General features: G+C 61.3%; 17 protein-coding genes. 10 read left to right on the forward strand and 7 right to left on the reverse strand.

All coding sequences use genetic code 11. From position 1 onward, the window contains the following. The first annotated feature begins 146 nt into the window (after positions 1–146). From E3O56_RS10365 to E3O56_RS10375, 3 genes are read left to right on the forward strand one after another with little or no spacing between them, the layout of a single operon-like run. Positions 147–887, forward strand: coding sequence for a 5-oxoprolinase subunit PxpA (locus E3O56_RS10365; protein WP_248128175.1), 741 nt, complete (start codon positions 147–149; stop codon positions 885–887). Continuing rightward, on the forward strand, positions 884–1,588 hold the full coding sequence (gene pxpB, locus E3O56_RS10370; protein ID WP_248128176.1) for a 5-oxoprolinase subunit PxpB: 705 nt from the start codon (positions 884–886) through the stop codon (positions 1,586–1,588). The genes E3O56_RS10365 and pxpB overlap by 4 nt, the downstream gene beginning before the upstream one ends. Then, positions 1,585–2,499: a biotin-dependent carboxyltransferase family protein gene (locus E3O56_RS10375; RefSeq protein ID WP_078820615.1), complete on the forward strand. Its 915-nt coding sequence runs from the start codon at positions 1,585–1,587 to the stop codon at positions 2,497–2,499. Before pxpB ends, E3O56_RS10375 begins: the two co-directional genes overlap by 4 nt. Before the next feature lie 107 nt (positions 2,500–2,606). Here E3O56_RS10375 and E3O56_RS10380 read toward each other — a convergent pair whose 3' ends face one another. From E3O56_RS10380 to E3O56_RS10390, 3 genes are all read right to left on the reverse strand, one after another. After that, a complete protein-coding gene (locus E3O56_RS10380) occupies positions 2,607–3,785 on the reverse strand; it encodes a VWA domain-containing protein (RefSeq protein WP_003189625.1) in 1,179 nt (392 codons plus the stop codon). After that, entirely contained in the window at positions 3,785–4,630 is an 846-nt protein-coding gene (locus E3O56_RS10385; protein WP_025858471.1) for a MoxR family ATPase, read from the reverse strand. Before E3O56_RS10385 ends, E3O56_RS10380 begins: the two co-directional genes overlap by 1 nt. A 99-nt stretch (positions 4,631–4,729) precedes the next feature. Continuing rightward, positions 4,730–5,806, reverse strand: a complete 1,077-nt coding sequence (locus E3O56_RS10390; RefSeq protein WP_043046513.1) for a DUF748 domain-containing protein — start codon at positions 5,804–5,806, stop codon at positions 4,730–4,732. Between the two features lie 125 nt (positions 5,807–5,931). Here E3O56_RS10390 and cysK point away from each other — a divergent pair, with 125 nt between their 5' ends. After that, entirely contained in the window at positions 5,932–6,906 is a 975-nt protein-coding gene (gene cysK, locus E3O56_RS10395) for a cysteine synthase A (RefSeq protein WP_078820617.1), read from the forward strand. Between the two features lie 153 nt (positions 6,907–7,059). Next, positions 7,060–7,998, forward strand: coding sequence for an aspartyl/asparaginyl beta-hydroxylase domain-containing protein (locus E3O56_RS10400; RefSeq protein ID WP_005786126.1), 939 nt, complete (start codon positions 7,060–7,062; stop codon positions 7,996–7,998). A 137-nt stretch (positions 7,999–8,135) separates the two neighbouring features. On the opposite strand, the gene acnA is transcribed toward E3O56_RS10400, so the two are convergent. Further along, positions 8,136–10,877 (reverse strand): aconitate hydratase AcnA, encoded by a 2,742-nt coding sequence (acnA, locus tag E3O56_RS10405; protein ID WP_248128177.1) that lies wholly within the window; start codon positions 10,875–10,877, stop codon positions 8,136–8,138. Positions 10,878–11,073: 196 nt separating this feature from the next. Here acnA and rlmM point away from each other — a divergent pair, with 196 nt between their 5' ends. Together rlmM and tusA are read left to right on the forward strand one after the other, a co-directional pair. Beyond that, positions 11,074–12,150: a 23S rRNA (cytidine(2498)-2'-O)-methyltransferase RlmM gene (rlmM, locus tag E3O56_RS10410; RefSeq protein WP_248128178.1), complete on the forward strand. Its 1,077-nt coding sequence runs from the start codon at positions 11,074–11,076 to the stop codon at positions 12,148–12,150. A 126-nt stretch (positions 12,151–12,276) separates the two neighbouring features. Further along, positions 12,277–12,522 carry a sulfurtransferase TusA gene (gene tusA, locus E3O56_RS10415; protein ID WP_032877224.1) on the forward strand — a complete coding sequence of 82 codons (246 nt, stop codon included), beginning with the start codon at positions 12,277–12,279 and terminating at the stop codon, positions 12,520–12,522. On the opposite strand, the gene E3O56_RS10420 is transcribed toward tusA, so the two are convergent. Next, a complete protein-coding gene (locus E3O56_RS10420; RefSeq protein ID WP_248128179.1) occupies positions 12,519–13,913 on the reverse strand; it encodes an MATE family efflux transporter in 1,395 nt (464 codons plus the stop codon). The two genes, tusA and E3O56_RS10420, sit on opposite strands and share 4 nt — an antisense overlap. 168 nt (positions 13,914–14,081) lie before the next feature. Here E3O56_RS10420 and pdxB point away from each other — a divergent pair, with 168 nt between their 5' ends. Further along, positions 14,082–15,224, forward strand: a complete 1,143-nt coding sequence (gene pdxB, locus E3O56_RS10425; protein ID WP_248128180.1) for a 4-phosphoerythronate dehydrogenase PdxB — start codon at positions 14,082–14,084, stop codon at positions 15,222–15,224. Between the two features lie 53 nt (positions 15,225–15,277). Here pdxB and E3O56_RS10430 read toward each other — a convergent pair whose 3' ends face one another. After that, positions 15,278–15,451: a PA1571 family protein gene (locus E3O56_RS10430; RefSeq protein ID WP_005786139.1), complete on the reverse strand. Its 174-nt coding sequence runs from the start codon at positions 15,449–15,451 to the stop codon at positions 15,278–15,280. 236 nt (positions 15,452–15,687) lie between these two features. Between E3O56_RS10430 and E3O56_RS10435 the strand changes: the two genes are divergently transcribed. Further along, positions 15,688–17,454 (forward strand): ABC transporter transmembrane domain-containing protein, encoded by a 1,767-nt coding sequence (locus tag E3O56_RS10435; protein WP_248128225.1) that lies wholly within the window; start codon positions 15,688–15,690, stop codon positions 17,452–17,454. Positions 17,455–17,589: 135 nt separating this feature from the next. Here the strand turns inward: E3O56_RS10435 and E3O56_RS10440 are convergent, their stop codons facing one another. Next, positions 17,590–19,518 carry a transglycosylase SLT domain-containing protein gene (locus tag E3O56_RS10440; protein ID WP_005786144.1) on the reverse strand — a complete coding sequence of 643 codons (1,929 nt, stop codon included), beginning with the start codon at positions 19,516–19,518 and terminating at the stop codon, positions 17,590–17,592. A 213-nt stretch (positions 19,519–19,731) separates the two neighbouring features. Between E3O56_RS10440 and E3O56_RS10445 the strand changes: the two genes are divergently transcribed. Further along, complete coding sequence (locus tag E3O56_RS10445) at positions 19,732–21,651, forward strand: ATP-binding cassette domain-containing protein (RefSeq protein ID WP_032877220.1); 1,920 nt, start codon at positions 19,732–19,734, stop codon at positions 21,649–21,651. The last annotated feature ends 17 nt before the right edge of the window (positions 21,652–21,668 follow it).

Raw genomic sequence — 21,668 nt, forward strand, 5'->3', positions numbered from 1 at the left:
GTTTTTATTAGTTGGACGTCGCACCGGGCAAGCGCCAAAAATCGAGCCGTTCCACGATAAGCGTCGTTGGGGTGCCAGGACAAGTTGCGAGTTCTGTGTAATAAATCCCACACTACAAAAAAACAAAACCTACAGGAGCGACCACCGTGAGCCGCCTGCTACTGAACTGCGACATTGGCGAAAGCTTTGGCAACTGGACCATGGGTCTGGACGCCGAAGTCATGCCGTTCATTGATTGCGCCAACGTGGCCTGCGGTTTCCATGCTGGCGACCCGAGCATCATGCGCAAGACCGTCAGCCTGGCGTTCAAGCATGGCGTGCAAGTGGGCGCTCACCCGGCCTATCAAGACCTGCAAGGCTTTGGCCGACGCTCAATGAACTACACGCCGCAGGAAATCCAGGATCTGTTGCATTACCAGATCGGTGCGCTGGACGGCATCTGCCGGGTCCAGGGCGGACGCGTCAGCTACGTGAAACCCCACGGTGCGATGTACAACGACATGATGGCCAACCCCGCGCAGTTGCGTGCGGTGATCCAGGCCGTGGCCGCCTACGGCGACCTGCCGCTGATGCTGCTGGCTACCCGTGACAACAGCGCCGCCCAAGCTGTGGGTGACGAATACGGTGTGACCCTGTGGTTCGAAGCCTTTGCCGATCGCGCCTACGACAACAAGGGCCATCTGGTTTCCCGCCAGTTGCCCGGCGCGGTGCACCACGACAGCGACACTATCGTGCAGCAGGCCCTGACCATTTCCCGTGGCGCGGCATTGGTCGCCAGCGACGGCAGCCCGTTGGCCTTGCAGGCCGATACCTTGTGCGTGCATGGCGACAACACCAGCTCGGTGGCCGCGGTGCAGCGTATCCGCCAAGCGTTGCATACAGCATGAAGCCACGCATTGAAGTGGTGGCCATCGACTGCCTGATGGTGCGTCTGTTTGAGGTGATTGCCGAGGCCAACATGCAGTGGATGCTCGCTGCCACGCAGCGTTTGCGCGCAGAGTTCGGCACGGCGCTGGTGGATCTGGTGCCGTCCTACACCACCTTGATGGTGCATTACGACCTCAGGGAGCTGACCCCGACACAGGCTCGGGAGCTGATCGACCTTGCGCTCACGGACCTGCAACCCCAGGCCCAGGGCAGCGGCCAGTGCCATGTGCTGCCGGTGTGGTATGACCTGAGTGTCGGCCCGGAGTTGACCCTGTTGTCCCAGCGCGGCGGGCTGACGGTAGAGGACGTGATCCGCCGCCACAGCGCCCATGAATACCAGGTGTTCGCCCTTGGTTTCGCGCCGGGTTTTGCCTTTATGGGCCTGGTGGATGAAAGCCTCGCCACACCGCGCCTCAACACGCCGCGCAAACGCGTGGCCGCTGGCAGCGTCGGCATTGCCGAACGGCAAACTGCTGCGTACCCGGTGGTGTCCCCGGGCGGCTGGAACCTGATCGGCCGCACCCCGGCCAAACTCTTCGACCGTGAGCGCGACGGCTACAGCCTGATGCAGCCCGGCGACACGGTGCGCTTCGCCCCGGTCAGCCACACCGAATTCGTCAACCTGGGTGGCGATGACACGCCGTTGGAGGCGCTGGCATGAGCCGCTTGATGATCGAGGCCAGCACGCCGCTGTGCCTGTTGCAGGACGCCGGGCGTTTTGGCGTGCGCCACCTGGGTGTAACCCAGGGCGGCGCACTGGACTGGGTGTCGATGTCCTGGGCTAACTGGCTCTTGGGCAATGCCCTGGATGCGCCGGTGGTGGAGATCACCCTGGGTGGTTTCACCGTGCAGGCCGAGGATTATTGCCTGCTGGCACTGGCCGGTGCAGACCTGGGCGCCTATATCGATGAGCGCGCCATAAGCCCCGGTCGCAGTTTTATCCTGCAAAAGGGCCAGCGACTGCGCTTCACCCAGCCGTTCAATGGGGCACGCGCTTATCTGGCGGCGCCCGGTGGGTTCGATGCCCCGGCTGTACTTGGCAGTTGTGCCACGGTCGTGCGCGAAGCGTTGGGCGGGGTGGACGGTTTCGGCAAGGCATTGGCTGAAGGCGGGCACTTGGCGTATTCCGGAACGGGCGGTGCAATGAAGGTGCTGGCCAAGCCGGAGTTGCAATCCGGTGCCTCACTGGACGTGATTATCGGTGCGCAGATCGGCCAGTTCAGCGGGCAGAGTTTATTCGACGCCTTCAACACCGAATGGGCGCTGGACAGCCGCGCCGACCGCATGGGTATGCGCTTGCTCGGCACGCCGTTGCAGTACCAGGGGCCGTCGTTGATTTCCGAAGGGATTCCGTTGGGCGCGATCCAGGTGCCCCCGGATGGGCAGCCGATTGTGTTGCTCAATGACCGGCAGACTATCGGCGGTTATCCGCGGTTGGGCGCGTTGACGCCTCTATCCTTGGCGCGGCTGGCGCAGTGTTTGCCGGGGGAGAAGGTGCGGTTGGCACCGGCGGTGCAGGAGGCGGCGCATCGGCAGCACACCAAGTTTTTGCAGCGGTTTGCCGATCGCTAAAAGCATCGCAGGCAAGCCAGCTCCCACAGAGGAATGCATTCCAACCTTGAAATGCAGTCAACATGTGGGAGCTGGCTTGCCTGCGATGAGGCCGGTCAAAACACCGCCTATTTCGAGAGAAAACGCATACCTTCTTCCAGCCCGCGCAGCGTCAGCGGGTACATCTGGTCCTCCACCAACTCCCGCACAATCCCCGTCGAGGCCGTATAGCCCCAGGTATCTTTCGGGTAGGGGTTAATCCAGATCAGCTTCTTGTACTTGGCCATGAAGCGCTGCATCCACACATACCCCGGCTCCTCGTTCCAGTGCTCGACGCTGCCGCCGGCCTGGGTGATTTCATAGGGCGCCATGGCCGCATCGCCGATGAAGATCACTTTGTAGTCGGCGCCGTACTTGTGCAGCAGGTCCTGGGTGGACGTGCGCTCCGAAGTGCGACGCTGGTTGTTCTTCCACACTGACTCGTACACAAAGTTATGGAAGTAGAAGTACTCCAGGTGCTTGAACTCGGTCTTGCACGCCGAGAACAGCTCTTCGCAGATTTTCACGTGGGCATCCATCGAACCACCAATGTCGAACAGCAACAACAGCTTGATGGTGTTGCGCCGCTCGGGGCGCATCTGGATATTCAGCAGCCCGGCATCGCGTGCGGTGTGGTCGATGGTGCCGTCGATATCCAGCTCTTCGGCCGCACCCTGACGTGCAAACTTGCGCAGGCGGCGCAGGGCGATCTTGATGTTGCGCGTGCCCAGTTCCACCTGATCGTCGAGGTTTTTGTACTCGCGCTGATCCCAGACTTTCACCGCCTTGCCCTGGCGCTTGCCGGCGTCACCGACACGAATGCCTTCGGGGTTGTAGCCACCGGAACCGAACGGGCTGGTGCCGCCGGTGCCGATCCATTTGTTGCCGCCGGCATGGCGTTCTTTCTGTTCTTCCAGGCGCTTCTTGAATTCCTCGATCAGCTTGTCGAGGCCGCCGAGGGACTGGATCTGCGCGCGTTCTTCATCGCTCAGGGAACGTTCGAATTCCTTGCGCAGCCACTCTTCGGGGATCAGCGCCTGCAAATGGTCATCGAGTTTTTCCAGGCCATTGAAATAGGCACCGAAGGCACGGTCGAACTTGTCGAAATGCCGCTCGTCCTTGACCAGTATCGCTCGGGCCAAGTAGTAGAACTCGTCCATGTCAGCGAAGGTCACGCGCTGTTTCAGCGCGTTGATCAGGTCCAGCAGCTCGCGCACCGACACCGGCACCTTGGCCGCACGCATTTCATTGAACAGGTTGAGCAGCATCAGCGATTACCGCGGCGGCTCATGAACGCCAGCCGTTCCAGCAATTGCACATCCTGCTCGTTTTTCACCAAAGCGCCGGCCAGCGGTGGGATGGCCTTGGTCGGGTCACGCTCGCGCAGTACCGCTTCGCCAATATTGTCGGCCATCAGCAGCTTGAGCCAGTCGACCAGTTCGGACGTGGAAGGCTTCTTCTTCAGGCCCGGAACCTTACGCACATCGAAGAACACGTCCAGCGCTTCGCTGACTAGGTCTTTCTTGATGTCCGGGTAGTGCACATCCACGATTTTTTGCAGGGTGGTGCGGTCGGGGAAGGCGATGTAGTGGAAGAAGCAGCGGCGCAGGAATGCATCCGGCAGCTCTTTTTCGTTGTTGGAGGTAATGATGATGATCGGGCGCTTCCTGGCCTTGATGGTCTCGTCGATTTCGTAGACGTAGAACTCCATTTTGTCGAGTTCCTGCAACAGGTCGTTGGGGAACTCGATGTCGGCCTTGTCGATTTCGTCGATCAGCAGGATCACCCGCTCCTCGGACTCGAAGGCTTCCCAGAGCTTGCCCTTTTTCAGGTAATTGCGCACATCGTGGACCTTGTCCACGCCCAGCTGCGAGTCGCGCAGGCGGCTCACTGCGTCGTACTCGTAGAGGCCCTGATGCGCCTTGGTGGTGGACTTGATGTGCCAGGTGATCAACTTGGCACCGAAGGATTCGGCCAGTTGCTCGGCAAGCATGGTCTTGCCAGTGCCCGGTTCGCCCTTGACCAGCAATGGCCGCTCCAGGGTGATGGCGGCGTTGACGGCCAGTTTCAGGTCATCGGTAGCCACATAGGCCTGGGTGCCTTCGAACTTCATCGGTCATTCCTCGGATTCATCAATGCCCCGACTATACCCCGCAGCCCCGGCGACTGTGAACGCAGACGGGGCATTCAGTCTCTGAATGGCGGGTCAGGCTCAATCCGCCGATGGCTTGGGTTGTTCATACCGGGCATTGAACGCCTGGATAAACCCATTGCGCAGAATTGCGATCACCGCAGAAAACGCACTGACATTCTGCTGGTGCACGCTACCGCTGAGCTCCACACGGGTGGCGAACTGGTTTTTGCGCTGGTTTTTCAGCACCGTCTCGCTGGCTCCGACCACGGCCTCCCAGATTGAGCGGAAGATATTCTTGTCCTTGTTTTCAACATCTTGTTGCCAGTCAAACACCTCTACGTCACGCAGCAGCGGCTTGATGTAGCCGGTGAGTCGGCCATTTTCAGCCTGGGCTTCGATCACCACGTCGCCCGTGCCGGCCTTGAAGTCGAACTTGCCATAGGCCGATGCAAAGTCGTTCATGCGCTTGAGTTGCAGGTCGCGGGCGCGGAAGCGGAACTCGAATTCTTCGAAATCGCTCAGCGGATCAAAGGTGGCATTGGCCTCCAGCGGCGCCTGGCCTTGCAGCAGTGCCTTGCCTTCGAAGCGGGCGTCGCGCTTGCCTTTGACATCCACCACATTGGTCAGGTTGTAGAAGCTGGCGTTGACCCCAGTGGCGTTGATATTGACCCGGGGCTTGGAGCTGAAGTTATGGAAGGCAATCTCGCCGTCTTCGATGCGCACTTCATTGAGGGTGATCGGCAGCAACTTGCGCAGTTGTTCCTGCCAGTCGGTGCCTTTACCCGTCTGGGACGCCTGCTTGTTGGCACCGCCATCGACGAAGTTGATCTGCGGACGCACAAAATGCCCCTCGGCCACGACGGCGTGGTCGTACCAGAGTGAATGCCAGCTCACGGCGAACTCGATCAGCGGCGCCTTCACGAACGGCACCGGGACCTTGCCGTCCACCTTGACGATTTGCAAGCCGTTGATCCGGTAGGCGCCGCGCCACAGGGCCAGGTCCACATCGGCGATTTCGCCGCGGTAATCGCCCATGTTGGCGAGTTTCTCGTTCAGGTAATTGCGCACCAGGTAGGGCAGCGCGATATTCAAGGCAATCAGGACCAGCACCAGAGCGGCGATTGTCCCTAACGGCCAACTGTAACGACGTTTCATGGGGCAGTTCTCCTTGCTTGTAGGAGATTGACTGTTCTGATGAACGCAACGTTCCCCCGTCTGGACGCCCTGGAGAACGAGGCATACCCTTGGGACCTTCTTCAAAGTCGCCAACAGGATCCCTCATGAGCCGTATCTTTGCAGACAACGCGCATTCCATCGGTAACACGCCCCTGGTTCAGATCAACCGCATCGCACCGCGTGGCGTGACGATTCTGGCCAAGATCGAAGGGCGTAACCCGAGTTATTCAGTGAAGTGCCGCATTGGCGCAAGCATGATCTGGGATGCCGAAAGCAGCGGCAAGCTCAAGCCAGGCATGACCATTGTCGAGCCGACTTCCGGCAATACCGGTATCGGCCTGGCGTTTGTCGCGGCGGCCCGTGGCTATAAATTGCTGCTGACCATGCCGGCGTCCATGAGCCTTGAGCGCCGCAAAGTGCTCAAGGCCCTGGGCGCCGAGCTGGTGCTGACCGAGCCGGCCAAGGGCATGAAGGGCGCCATCGAAAAGGCCGGTGAAATCCTCGCCGGCGACCCGAGCACCTACTTTATGCCGGCCCAGTTCGAAAACCCGGCCAACCCTGCGATCCACGAGAAAACCACCGGCCCGGAAATCTGGAACGACACCGACGGCGCCGTGGATGTGCTGGTGGCGGGCGTGGGGACCGGCGGCACCATCACCGGGGTGTCACGCTATATCAAGAACACTGCGGGCAAGCCGATCCTGTCGGTGGCCGTGGAACCCATGGTTTCCCCGGTGATCACCCAGGCCTTGGCGGGGGAAGAAATCAAGCCCAGTCCCCACAAGATCCAGGGTATCGGCGCCGGGTTTGTGCCAAAAAACCTTGATCTGTCGATGGTCGACCGCGTGGAGTTGGCGACCGACGAAGAGTCCAAGGCCATGGCCCTGCGGCTGATGCAGGAAGAGGGTATCTTGTGCGGTATCTCCTGCGGTGCCGCCATGGCTGTGGCAGTACGCCTGGCCGAGAAGCCGGAAATGCAAGGCAAGACCATCGTGGTGATTTTGCCGGACTCCGGCGAGCGCTACCTGTCGAGCATGTTGTTCAGCGATGTGTTTACCGACCAGGAAAACCAGGCCTGATCTTCAAAGCGGTCCCACAAGGTTGATGTAAGTCATCCGGTCGGCGTGGGCCTTCTGCATAATGGCTCAAGTGTTTATCATGGCCGGCTGTTACGTCTGGTTTCCCGTTGACGCAAGTTTGCCGGCCAGGCGCTTATTTCCAGGAGTTGCTGCATGACCTTTTCTTTGGCCGCCAAACTGTCGGTGTTGCTGCTGTTTATCGGCAGCACGCTGTATGTGCACCTGCGTGGCAAGGCCCGTTTGCCGATGCTGCGCCAGTTCGTCAACCATTCGGCGCTGTTCGCCCCGTATAACGCCTTGATGTACCTGTTTTCCGCGGTGCCGTCCAAGCCGTACCTGGACCGCAGCAAGTTCCCGGAACTGGACGTGCTCAAGGACAACTGGGAAGTGATTCGCGAAGAGGCCATGCACCTGTTCGACGAGGGCTACATCCGCGCCGCCGAAAAGAACAACGACGCCGGTTTCGGTTCGTTCTTCAAGAAAGGCTGGAAGCGCTTCTACCTCAAGTGGTACGACAAACCCCTGCCATCGGCCGAGGCCCTGTGCCCCAAAACCGTGGCCCTGGTCAGCAGCATCCCCAACGTCAAGGGCGCCATGTTCGCGCTGTTGCCAGGCGGCAGCCACCTGAACCCGCACCGTGACCCCTTCGCCGGTTCGTTGCGTTATCACCTGGGGCTGTCCACGCCGAACTCTGACGACTGCCGCATCTTCGTCGACGGCCAGGTCTACGCCTGGCGCGACGGTGAAGACGTGATGTTCGACGAAACCTACGTGCACTGGGTGAAGAACGAAACCGAGCAGACCCGCGTGATCCTGTTCTGCGACATCGAACGGCCGTTGAGCAACCGTGTGATGACCCGCATCAACCGCTGGGTCAGCAAGCAACTGGGCCGTGCTACTGCGCCGCAGAACCTTGACGACGAACGCGTGGGCGGCATCAACCAGGCCTATGCCTGGAGCAAGACCTTCAGCGACAAGTTCAGTGGCCAGGTCAAGCAGTGGAAGCGCAAGCATCCCAAGGCGTACCGCATTGCGCGGCCGGTGCTGGCGGTGGTGGTGTTGGTGCTGTTGTGGAAGTGGTTGTTCGGCTGATTGTGATTTCTTGACTTGAAATGCAGCCAAATGTGGGAGGGGGCTTGCTCCCGATAGCGGTGGATCAGGTATAGATATTTAACCTGACATACCGCCATCGGGAGCAAGCCCCCTCCCACATTGGTTTGCAGTGTTGCTTATGACGCGATCAACTGCCGCAATACGTAGTGCAAGATCCCACCCGCTTTGAAGTACTCCACTTCATTCAAGGTATCAATCCGGCACAGCACCTCAACCTTCTCGCTGCTGCCATCTTCCCGAGTGATCACCAACGTCAGGTTCATGCGCGGTTCGACCTCGGCATCGGTCAGCCCGAGGATGTCGATCTTCTCCTTGCCGGTGAGCTTGAGCGTCTTGCGGTTCTGGTCCAGCTTGAACTGTAACGGCAATACGCCCATGCCCACCAGGTTGGAGCGGTGGATACGCTCGAAACTCTCGGCGATCACCGCCTTGACCCCCAGCAGGTTGGTACCCTTGGCCGCCCAGTCGCGGCTGGAACCGGTGCCGTATTCCTGGCCGGCAATCACCACCAGCGGCGTGCCTGAGGCCTGGTACTTCATCGACGCATCGTAGATCGCCATCTTCTCGCCGGTGGGGATATACAGCGTATTGCCGCCTTCCTCGCCGCCCAGCATTTCATTGCGGATACGGATGTTGGCAAAGGTGCCGCGCATCATCACTTCATGGTTGCCCCGGCGCGAGCCGTAGGAGTTGAAGTCACGCGGTTCCACCCCTTGCTCGCGCAGGTAGCGTCCGGCCGGGCTGTCGGTCTTGATATTGCCGGCAGGGGAGATGTGGTCGGTGGTCACTGAATCACCGAGCAGGGCCAGGATGTTGGCGCCCTTGACGTCCTTGATCACCGGCAGCGGGCCGGCAATGTCATCGAAGAACGGTGGGTGCTGGATGTAGGTGGAGTCCTTTTGCCACACGTAGGTCGCTGCCTGCGGCACTTCAATCGCCTGCCATTGCTCGTCACCGGCGAACACCTCGGCGTATTCCTTGTGGAACATGCTGGTGCTGACCTGGGCCACCGCCTCGGCGATTTCCTGGCTGCTGGGCCATATGTCCTTCAGGTACACCGGGTTTCCGCTCTGATCGTTACCCAGCGGTTCGCTGCTGATGTCGATGCGCACGGTGCCGGCCAACGCATAGGCGACTACCAGGGGCGGCGAAGCCAGCCAGTTGGTTTTCACCAGCGGGTGCACGCGGCCTTCGAAGTTGCGGTTACCGGACAGCACCGAGGCCACGGCGAGGTCGGCCTTCTGGATGGCTTTTTCGATAGGCTCGGGCAACGGCCCGGAGTTACCGATACAGGTGGTGCAGCCGTAGCCCACCAGGTCAAAACCGAGCTTGTCGAGGTACTGGGTGAGGCCCGCGGCTTTGTAATAATCGGTGACCACCTTGGAGCCTGGGGCCAGCGAGGTCTTGACCCAAGGTTTGCGGGTCAGGCCCTTTTCCACGGCCTTTTTCGCCACCAACCCGGCCGCCATCATTACGCTGGGGTTGGAGGTGTTGGTGCAGGAGGTGATGGCGGCGATCACCACCGCGCCGTTTTTCAGGCGATAGGTGTTGCCTTCGTATTCATAATCGGCCTCGCCGACCAGATCGGCGTTGCCCACGGCCACGCCGCCACCGCCTTCACTTTCCAGGCGGCCTTCTTCCTTGCTGGTGGGCTTGAATTGCAGGTCGAGGAAGTCGCTGAACGCTTGGCCGACATTCGGCAGGGATACCCGGTCTTGGGGGCGCTTGGGCCCGGCGAGGCTGGCTTCGACGCTGCCCATGTCCAGGGCCAGGGTGTCGGTGAACACCGGTTCCTGACCGGCGTTGCGCCACAGGCCCTGGGCCTTGGTGTAGGCCTCCACCAGTTTGACCGTCTCAGCCGGGCGGCCGGACAGGCGCAGGTAGTCCAGCGTCACCTCATCCACTGGGAAAAAGCCACAGGTAGCGCCGTACTCCGGCGCCATGTTGGCGATGGTGGCGCGGTCGGCCAGGGGCAGGTCGGCCAGGCCGTCGCCGTAGAACTCGACGAACTTGCCCACTACGCCTTTCTTGCGCAGCATTTGTGTAACGGTGAGCACCAGGTCGGTGGCGGTGATGCCTTCCTTGAGCTTGCCGGTGAGCTTGAAGCCGATGACCTCCGGAATCAGCATCGACACCGGCTGGCCGAGCATGGCCGCTTCGGCTTCGATCCCACCCACGCCCCAGCCGAGTACGCCGAGGCCGTTGATCATGGTGGTATGGGAGTCGGTGCCGACCAGGGTGTCGGGGAAGGCGTACGTGCGGCCGTCTTCGTCCTTGGTCCACACGGTGCGGCCCAGGTATTCCAGGTTCACCTGGTGACAGATGCCGGTGCCAGGTGGCACGACGCTGAAGTTGTCAAAGGCGCTCTGGCCCCAGCGCAGGAAGGCGTAGCGTTCGCCGTTGCGCTGCATTTCGATGTCAACGTTCTGCTCAAAGGCGCTGGTGGTACCGAACTTGTCGACCATCACCGAGTGGTCGATCACCAGGTCCACCGGCGACAGCGGGTTGATGCGCTGCGGGTCACCGCCGGCCTTGGCCACGGCGGCGCGCATGGCGGCCAGGTCGACCACCGCGGGCACCCCGGTAAAGTCCTGCATCAGCACGCGGGCGGGGCGATACTGAATCTCGCGGTCCGACTGGCGCTCTTTGAGCCAGGCGGCGATGGCTTTGAGGTCGGTGCCGGTAACGGTCTTGGCATCTTCCCAGCGCAGCAGGTTTTCCAGCAGTACCTTGAGCGACATCGGCAGCTTGTCCAGATCACCCAGGCTCTTGGCGGCTTCGGGCAGGCTGAAGTAGTGGTAGGTCTTGCTGTCTATTTGCAGTGTCTTAAGGGTTCTCAGGCTATCAAGGGATGACATTACATGACTCCTTATGGTCCGCACGGCCACGGACCTGGCGGGACGAACAGAGCTAACACGTTAGCGCTGTTTTCATTAGCAGGCTAATAACTGGACTCTATCGCCGAGCCCAAGGTTCCGAACTCGGCTATCATGCGCGCGTTTTCATGACAGGCATTGCGATAGCGCAAGGTCAGTTGATTCACCAGGAGAGTAGATGAACACCCTTTTTATGCACTGCCGCCCGGGTTTTGAAGGCGAAGTCTGTTCCGAGATCGCGGAACACGCCGCGCGCCTGAACGTGTCCGGCTACGCCAAGGCCAAGACCGGCAGCGCCTGCGCCGAATTTGTCTGCACGGAAGAAGACGGCGCCCAGCGCTTGATGCACGGCCAGCGCTTCGCCGAGCTGATCTTCCCAAGGCAGTGGGCACGCGGGGTGTTTATCGACCTGCCGGAAACCGACCGCATCAGCGTGATCCTTACCCACCTGCGCGACTTCCCGGTGTGCGGCAGCCTGTGGTTGGAAATGGTCGACACCAATGACGGCAAGGAACTCTCCAACTTTTGCAAAAAATTCGAAGTGCACCTGCGCAAAGCCCTGCTGGGCGCCGGCAAGCTGGTGGACGACCCGAGCAAGCAGCGCCTGTTGCTGACCTTCAAGAGCGGCCGCGAAGTGTTCATGGGGCTGGCCGAGTCGAACAACTCGGCAATGTGGCCGATGGGCATCCCGCGCCTCAAGTTCCCGCGTGACGCGCCCAGCCGCTCGACCTTGAAGCTGGAAGAGGCCTGGCATCACTTTATCCCCCGTGACCAATGGGACGAGCGCCTGCACGGTGATATGACCGGCGTCGACCTCGGCGCAGCGCCGGGCGGTTGGACCTGGCAACTGGTCAACCGTGGCATGCTGGTCACCGCCATCGACAACGGCCCCATGGCCGAAAGCCTGATGGACACCGGCCTGGTGCAGCACTTGATGGCTGATGGCTTCACCTTCGTGCCCAAGCAGCCGGTGGACTGGATGGTCTGCGATATCGTTGAGAAGCCTGCGCGCAACGCGGCGCTGCTGGAAACCTGGATCGGCGAGGGGCATTGCCGTGAGGCGGTGGTCAACCTGAAGTTGCCGATGAAGCAGCGTTACGCCGAAGTGAAGCGCCTGCTCGAACGCATCGAAGAGGGCTTCAAGGCGCGTGGCATACGGGTGGAAATCGGTTGCAAGCAGCTGTACCACGACCGCGAAGAAGTGACATGTCACCTGCGCCGTCTGGTGGACGTAAAGAAATCCAAAAGCCGCTGATATTAATTGTGGGAGCTGGCTTGCCTGCGAAAGCGGTATAACAGTCAAAATCTATGTTGAATGTGCCCACGTCATCGCGGGCAAGCCCACTCCCACATAAGAGCGGGCCTGTTTCAGGAGTGAAGTATGAGTGTTGATTTACCCGTAGACGGCACCCTCGACGCCACCGGCCTCAACTGCCCGGAGCCGGTGATGATGCTGCACCAGCACATCCGTGACCTGCCGGCGGGCGGCTTGCTCAAGGTGATCGCCACCGACCCGTCGACCCGTCGTGATATTCCCAAATTCTGCGTGTTTCTTGACCACGAACTGGTGGATCAACAGGAAGATGCTGGCACCTACCTGTACTGGATCCGCAAGAAAGCCGATTAAGCCAGCGCCTTTTCGGCACGAATGCGCCGGCGTGCACTGCGCGCCAGGCGCACCAGCAACATCCCCGCCGCACAGCTCAAACCCACGATCAGCCCTTGCCATAAACCGCTTGGGCCGCTGGGTTCGCCGAGCCAGTCGGTCAGCCCTAGGGCATAACCCACCGGCAGCCCCACGCCCCAATAGGCGAACAAGGTCAGCACCATGGTCACCCGGGTGTCCTGGTAGCCGCGCAAAGCACCGGCGGCAGTGACCTGAATCGAGTCGGAGAACTGGAACAGCGCCGAGAACACAATCAGCATCGACGCCAGGTGGATGACCACCGGGTCGGGCGTGTAGATCGCCGCGATCTGCTCACGAAACACCAGCATCAGGCTGCACGACAGGCACGCATAGGCCAGTGCAGTGCCCATGCCGACCCCGGCGGCGAAGCGCGCTTCACGCGGTTCGCCACGCCCCAGGGCCTGGCCGACGCGCACGGTCACGGCCATGCTCAGGGAGTAGGGGATCATGAATACCAAAGAACTGACATTCAACGCGATCTGATGGCCGGAAACCACGGTGGCGCCCAGGCTGCCAAGCAACAGGGCAATCACCGCGAATATGCTCGACTCGGCGAAGATCGCTACGCCAATCGGCAGGCCGATGCCCAGGATGCGCTTGATCACCGCCCATTTCGGCCAGTCAAAGCGCTTGAACAGTTCGCTGCTCTGGTACATCGGGCCCCAGCGCGTCCAGCCAGCCAGGCCGAGCATCATCACCCACATCGCAATGGCCGTGGCCCAGCCGCAACCCACGCCGCCCATGGCCGGTACGCCGAAGTGGCCGTAGATGAAGATGTAGTTCAGCGGAATATTCAGCGCCAGACCGCACAGGCCCATGACCATGCTCGGCCGCGTACGGCCCAGGCCATCACTGAAGCAGCGCAGCACGTAATACAGCGCAATTGCCGGCATCCCCGCGGCGATGCCATGCAGGTAACCCATGGACGGCTCGATCAGGTCTGGCTCGACCTTCATCGCATGCAGGATGGGCTCGGCACACAGCAACAGCACCGCACCGCAGAGGCCGACCACCACGGCCAACCACAACGATTGGCGCACCAACGGCCCGATCTCGGTGAGTTTGCCCGCGCCATAGCGCTCGGCCACTTTCGGCGTGGTGGCCAGCAAGGTGCCGGTCATCAGCAGGTACACCGGGATCCAGATCGAGTTACCCAGGCCGACCGCCGCAAGGTCCTGGGGGCTGACACGCCCGGCCATCACCGCATCGACAAAACTCATCGCAGTAGTTGCCAATTGGCCGATCATGATCGGCAAGGCCAGCGTCAGCAGGCCGCGCACTTCCCGGCTGATGCGGGCGGGGCGGGAAAGGGTAGCGGTGGCAGTGTTCACGTACAGGTGTCCAATAAAAAAGCAGTCGCAAGGACGGCGGATTCTACGCTTTGACGCAGTGGTCAGGAAAAAACCTGTGTTGCTGATTTGTAATGCAGTCCCACAGGGATCTGTTGTGTTAGTTGAATCCCATGCCTGTACACTGCTGATCCGCCAAAGGAGCCTGCCATGCTGATTGTTGCCGACGAGAATATTCCGCTGCTTGATGACTTTTTCCAGGGGTTTGGCGAGATTCGCCGCGTGCCTGGGCGGTCCATCGACCGCGCTACCGTCGAGCAGGCCGACGTGCTGCTGGTGCGCTCGGTGACCAACGTCAACCGTGCCCTGCTCGAAGGCAGCAACGTACGCTTTGTCGGCACCTGCACCATCGGCACCGACCATCTGGACCTGGACTTTTTCAAGCGGGCAGCGATCCAGTGGGCCAGCGCGCCTGGCTGCAATGCGCGGGGGGTTGTGGATTACGTACTCGGCAGCTTGCACACCCTGGCCGAAATCGAAGGCGTCGAGTTGGGCTCGCGCACCTACGGTGTCGTTGGTGCCGGTGAGGTGGGCGGGCGACTGGTCAAGGTCCTCAAGGGCCTGGGTTGGAACGTGCTGGTGTGCGACCCGCCGCGCCAGCTCGCCGAGGACGGCGACTTCGTCAGCCTGCAACAGATCATCGAGCAGTGCGATGTGATCAGCTTGCACACGCCGCTGATCAAGTCCGGCAATGGCGCCACCTGGCATTTATTCGACCGCCAGCGCCTGGAGCAACTCAAGCCCGGCACCTGGCTGATCAACGCCAGCCGTGGCGCGGTGGTGGACAACGCCGCGCTGCGCGAGGTGCTGCTGGCCCGCGAAGACCTGCAAGCGGTGCTGGATGTGTGGGAAGGCGAACCGCAAGTGGACGTCGACCTGGCTGACCTGTGCGTGCTGGCCACGCCGCATATCGCCGGCTACAGCCTCGATGGCAAGCAGCGCGGCACCGCGCAGATCTACCAGGCGTTCTGCGCGCACCTGGGCCAGGAGCCGACTGTTCAGCTCAGTGATTTATTGCCGGCACCGTGGCTGGACGAAGTCCACCTGAACGCTTCAACCGATCCGGCCTGGGCACTGGCGGCCCTGTGCCGCAGCGTGTACGACCCGCGCCGTGATGATGCAGATTTTCGTCGCAGCCTGGTGGGGACCGTGCAGGAGCAGCGCCAGTCCTTCGATTTGCTGCGCAAGCACTACCCGCAGCGCCGTGAGATAGATGGCCTGAAAGTGCGCATCAAGGGCGAGTCGACGGCGCTGTCGGCTATCGTTTCGGCTCTGGGCGCTGAAACGCTGTAAACACCCATAAAAAACCCGGCCACCTGGGCCGGGTTTGAAAGAGCGTGGGCACTTCAGCCTTGCTGGGCAGGTTTGACCAGTCGCTGTTCCAGCTCGCTGCAGGCTTGCTGGATCATCTCTTCGGTAATCTGCACTTCGTGGCCCTTGGCATCGATATACGAGCAAGGCAACACCTGCTGCTGGCGGATCACTTCAATCTTGGCGTTGCTGCTATCTTGCAAGGTCATGGCCTGTCTCCTCATCAGGTTGTGTACCTATCTTAAATCCCCCGCATGAACGCGCTGTTACAACTCCTTGCACGCTCATCGGTTCGAACACCCAGTCCACCAGAAACCGGTACATATTTCCAGATGAGTCTTAGACCGATAGCCTCTAGCGGCCTGTATCGGCGGGCATAATTAACCTGACTCATTGTTATTTGCGCAAGTTCCCCCAATGTTGAAGTACAGATTCCTCATTGGTGGTGCCTTCCATGCTCTCAACCCGTCAACGCCGTGCGATCCGCCTGGCCAGCCGCTTTATTGCGCCCTACCGCTGGCAGGCCCTGGGCGCCTTGCTGGCGCTGATCGTCACCGCCGGCATCACCTTGTCCATGGGGCAGGGCATTCGCCTTCTGGTCGACCAGGGTTTCATGACCCAGTCACCGCACTTGCTCAACCAGTCCATCGGCTTGTTCATGGTGCTGGTACTGGGCCTGGCTGTGGGTACGTTCACGCGGTTTTACCTGGTGTCGTGGATTGGCGAGCGCGTGGTGGCCGATATTCGCCGGCAAGTGTTCAATCACCTGATCTACCTGCACCCAGGCTTCTATGAGAGCAACCGCAGCTCGGAGATCCAGTCGCGGCTGACCACCGATACCACGTTGCTGCAATCGGTGATCGGCTCATCGCTGTCGCTGTTCCTGCGCAACGCCCTGATGGTCATCGGCGGCATCGTGTTGCTGTTCATCACCAACCCCAAGCTCACCAGCATCGTGGTGGTGGCGCTGCCGCTGGTACTGGCGCCGATCCTGATCTTCGGGCGCCGGGTGCGCAGCCTGTCGCGTCTGAGCCAGGATCGTATTGCCGACGTCGGCAGCTATGTCGCCGAGACCTTGGGCCAGATCAAAACGGTGCAGGCCTACAACCACCAGGTGCAGGACGAACAGCGTTTCGCTGTTACCGTGGAGGACGCGTTCACCACCGCACGTAAACGCATCCTGCAACGCTCCTGGCTGATAACCCTGGTGATCATGCTGGTGCTCGGCGCCGTGGGCGTGATGCTATGGGTAGGCGGCATGGACGTGATCAGCGGGCGCATTTCCGGCGGTGAGCTGGCGGCGTTTGTGTTCTATAGCCTGATAGTCGGCAGTGCGGTTGGCACTCTGAGCGAAGTGCTCGGCGAGTTGCAGCGCGCTGCCGGTGCGGCCGAGCGTATCGGTGAGCTGTTGCAGTCGAGCAACGACATCCAGGCGCCGGCCGATGGCAGCGAACGCTTGCCGCAGCGGGTCAGTGGCCGCATGGAGCTGCAAGATCTGCGCTTTTGCTACCCCTCACGGCCGGACAGTTACGCCATTGATGGCTTGAACCTGACCATCAATCCCGGCGAAACCCTGGCGCTGGTAGGCCCATCAGGCGCGGGTAAATCTACAATCTTCGACCTGCTGCTGCGCTTCTACGATCCCCAGCAAGGGCGCATCCTGCTCGAAGGCCGCCCGCTGACCGAGCTGGACCCCCTGGACCTGCGTCGCCACTTTGCACTGGTGTCCCAGAGCCCGGCGCTGTTTTTCGGCAGCGTCGAGGACAACATTCGCTACGGCAACCCGTCCGCCACCATGTCCCAGGTCGAAGCCGCTGCGCGCATCGCCCACGCCCACGATTTCATCCTGCAGATGCCCGACGGCTACCAGACCCACCTCGGCGACGGTGGCATGGGCCTCTCTGGCGGCCAGCGCCAACGCCTGGCCATCGCCCGCGCCTTGTTGGTCGACGCGCCGATCCTGCTGCTGGACGAAGCCACCAGCGCCCTCGACGCGCAGAGTGAGCACCTGATCCAGCAAGCGCTGCCGCAATTGATGCAAGGAAGAACCACGCTGGTGATCGCTCACCGTCTGGCGACCGTCAAGAATGCCGATCGAATAGCGGTGATGGATCAGGGCAAACTGGTGGCGGTGGGCACGCACCAGGAGTTGATTGCGAGCAATCCACTGTATGCGCGGTTGGCGGCGCTGCAGTTCAGCGCAGATCACTAGCGCCATAAGCATTGCAGAAATGCCAATGTGAGAGGGGGCTTGCTCCCGATAGCAGAGTGTCAATCAGCAGTTTTGTTGCTGACCCACCGCTATCGGGAGCAAGCCCCCTCCCACATTGGAAGCAGGTTCAGTGCCTCACTGGTCGTCGAAGTACCGCTCATGCCAATCCACCAGCGGCTGCGGTGAATTGAGCTTCTGCCCGTAGATCACCGAATAAGACAGCACGTTCTGCACATACTGGCGGGTTTCGTCGAACGGGATGCTTTCAACCCACACATCGAAGCTCAGGTGGTCTGCACCGCGCAGCCATTGGCGCACGCGGCCGGGGCCGGCGTTGTAGGCGGCGGAAGCGAGCACACGGTTGCCGTTGAACTGGCTGTGCACCTGGCTCAGGTAGGCGGCGCCGAGCTGGATATTTTTATCCGGGTCCAGCACCTGGGCCGGGGAGGCCAGGGGGATGCTGAATTTGCGTGCGGTTTCCTTGGCGGTGCCGGGCATCAGTTGCATCAAGCCGCTGGCGCCCACGCCGGAGCGGGCGTCGTCCATAAACGCGCTTTCCTGACGGGTGATGGCAAATATCCAGCTTGAATGCAGGCCGCGCACCTTGGCTTCGCGCACCAGGGTATCGCGGTGCGCCATCGGGAAGCGGATGTCCAGGTCGTCCCAGTACTGCGCCTGGCTGATGGTACGGATCGCCGGGAAGTACCACTTCATGTCGTAGGCCAACTTGGCCTGGGCGACCATTTCGTCACGGTTGAAGTGCCGGCTGACGTGGTACCACTCGCGGCGACCGTCCACGATCTGGCCACGGGCGTAGAACTCCAGGGCGCGGCGCACCCCGGGGGTATTGCGGACCTTGTTGACCAATGCCTGGCTCATCACCAGCGGCTTGTTGTTCAGTTGGTAAGGGGATTTGGAACGGTCAGCAGCAAGGAAACCGTAGAAGTCCCGTTCCTTGGCCACGTTTTTGTACAGCACCAGGGCCTGCGGGTTTTTCGGCTCGGCCAGTTCCAGGCTGCGGGCCTGCCAGTAGCGCCAGCGGTTGGTGGTGGCCAGGTCTTGCGGGAGTTTGCGGGTCAACTGGTAGGCATCTTCCCAGCGTGCCAGGCGCAACAGCAGGCGCAGGCGCCATTCGGACACGGTGTTGTCGCGCAGTTCCGGGTCGTACTTGGTCATCACGTCCAGCGCACGTGGGTCGAAGCGCTTGGCCAGGGTCAGGCCAATCTCGCGGGCAATCGACACCTTTTCGTCACGGGAGAAGTGCATGCTGCTGGCGTAGCCGTCGAGCAGGGCCATGGCCTTGTCCGGATCCTGGCGGGCCAGGCGGCGCAGGCCCAGGCCGACGGCGTCAGACATCGCCTCGGTGGCCGGCAGGAAGCGTGACGGATCGCTGAGCATGTCAGGCTTTTGCGCCACATCCACCATCAGGCGGCCTTGGACGCCGAGGGTTGGCAGGGTCTTCACCAGGCTGTTGGCCAGCGCGTAATTGCGGGCTTCGGCGGCGAGCTTGGTGCGGTCCCAAATCTTCTGTTCGGTCAGTTGGCCGGCAGCGGCCCATTGGCCGAAGGTGGCGTCACAGGCGGCGGGCTGGGATTTGCCGGTCATCCACAACTTTTCGGCGGTCTTGTAGCCTTCAGCCTTCAGATTGTGGCTGAGCTGGTACTGGCCATGCAGGCAGTCCAGCTCGACGAAATTGAGCTTGGTGTCGTAGTACTTTTCAAAGGTCTGCCAATCGCCACGCTCGGCCAGCCAGCGCAGCCAACGCAGTTTCATCCAGTTGGCCTGGGGCAGGTCGCCGTGTTTGGCGAGGAACTGTTCGATTTCCTCGTTGCTCGCGGTTTTCAGGCGTGCAGTCAGCTCGTCATACGCCAGGTACGGCGTGAGCGGGTAGTCGGCCAGGGCCTGGCTGTATTGCATGTACGGGCCGCTGTCGCCCTTGGCCAGGGCGCGTTTGGCTTGATCGTAATACTGACGTTGGGTGGTGAGGTCCACCGCCTGGGCGGTTTGAACGGCAGTGGCGGAAAGAAGCAGACAAGATAAAAAGTTGAAAAGGCGACTGCGCATGAGACGTCCGTGCAGAGAAATCACGACTAGCACCGGCACTGCCGACACTGATTGCCCCTAGCTTAGCCTTTTGCCAGCGGCCCGCGAAAGCTTTGCCGTCTGGTTCGTTCAAGTTCGCCGGAAATGTCCTACAGAACGTGTCAATAGAGAAAATGCCGACCGCATCCCACCCTCAAGTCAGGTAGAATGCGCGCCCAGTTTTTGGAGAAGCGTATGACCCTGCTCAAATTCAGCGATGTGTCCCTTGCTTTCGGCGCCATGCCGTTGTTGGACAAGGTGTCCTGGCAGATCGCCCGTGGTGAGCGGGTGTGCATCATCGGCCGCAACGGCACCGGCAAGTCCAGCATGATGAAGCTGGTAAAAGGCGACCAGAAGCCTGATGACGGCTCTGTCTGGCGTGCCCCGGGCCTCAAGATCGGCGAATTGCCGCAGGAATTGCCGGTGGCCGACGGACGGACAGTGTTCGACGTGGTTGCCGAAGGCCTGGACGGCGTCGGCGAGTTGCTCGCGCAATACCATCACCTGGCGCAGAACTGCGTCACCGAGGAAGACCTGGACAAGCTGATGCACGTCCAGCAAGACCTCGAAGCCCGTGACGGCTGGCGCTTGCAGCAACTGGTGGACAGCACCCTGAGCCGCCTGCAACTGCCGGCCGACAAGACCCTCGCCGAATTGTCCGGCGGCTGGCGTCGCCGTGTGCTGCTGGCCCAGGCCCTGGTGTCCGAGCCGGACCTGCTGTTGCTCGACGAACCGACCAACCACCTGGACATCGGCGCCATCGCCTGGCTTGAAGAAGCCATCAAGGACTTCCAGGGCGCCGTGCTGTTTATCACGCACGACCGTGCTTTCCTGCAGAGCCTGGCCACGCGCATCCTCGAACTGGACCGTGGCGGCCTGATCGACTGGAACGGCGACTACGCCAGCTTCCTGGTGCACAAGGAAGCCGCCTTGGCTGCCGAAGAAACCGCCAACGCGCTGTTTGACAAAAAGCTGGCCCAGGAAGAAGTCTGGATCCGCCAGGGCATCAAGGCCCGTCGCACCCGTAACGAAGGCCGCGTACGTGCCTTGAAAGCCTTGCGCGTGGAGCGCAGTGAGCGCCGCGAGCGTACCGGCAAGGCCAATATCCAGCTGGACACCGCCGACAAGTCGGGCAAGCAGGTAATGGTGCTGGAGAATGTCAGCTTCCATCACCCGGACGGCCCGTTCCTGATCAAGGACTTCTCCATGGTCCTGCAACGCGGCGACCGTATCGGCCTGCTGGGCGCCAACGGCACCGGCAAGACCACCTTGCTCAAGCTGATGCTCAGCGGTCTGCAGCCGACCAGCGGCAAGGTGGAAGAGGGCACACGCATCGACGTGGCCTACTTTGACCAGTTGCGCCACCAGTTGGACCTGGAAAAGACCGTGATCGACAACGTCGCCGAAGGTCGCGACTTTATCGACATCGACGGCCAGAGCCGCCACGTACTCAGCTACCTGGGCGACTTCCTGTTCAGCCCGCAACGTGCGCGTACGCCGGTCAAGGCCCTGTCTGGTGGTGAGCGCGCGCGTTTGCTGCTGGCCAAGCTGTTCAGCAAACCGGCCAACCTGCTGGTGCTCGACGAACCGACCAACGACCTCGATGTGGAAACCCTCGAGTTGCTCGAAGAAGTGCTGCTGACGTTCAACGGCACTGTGCTGATGGTCAGCCACGACCGGGAATTCCTCGACAACGTGGTCACCAGCACTCTGGTCTTCGAAGGCGAAGGCAAGGTGCGCGAATACGTCGGTGGTTACCAGGACTGGTTGCGTCAGGGTGGTTCGCCACGTCTGCTGGGCGTGACCGAGAGCAAGTCCGGCAAAGCCGACCTGACCTCGGCGGTGGTGACTCCTGTGCAAGAGGCTGCACCGGCCCAGGAAGCTGCACCCGCGGCCAAGAAGAAGCTCAGCTACAAGCTGCAGCGTGAGCTGGAAGCCTTGCCGGGTGAGATCGACGCCAAGGAACAGCAGATTGCTGCGGTCGAAGCTGAAATGGCTGACGCCGGTTTCTATCTGCGACCCGCGGCTGAAACCGCCAAGGTCATCGCTTCCCTGGAGACGTTGAACCAGGAGCTGGAAGCGTTGGTTGAGCGTTGGGCCGAGCTGGATGCCTGAGTAATCGCACCGCAATA

The organism is Pseudomonas sp. W2Aug9 (assembly GCF_023127755.1).
GTDB lineage: Bacteria > Pseudomonadota > Gammaproteobacteria > Pseudomonadales > Pseudomonadaceae > Aquipseudomonas > Aquipseudomonas synxantha_A.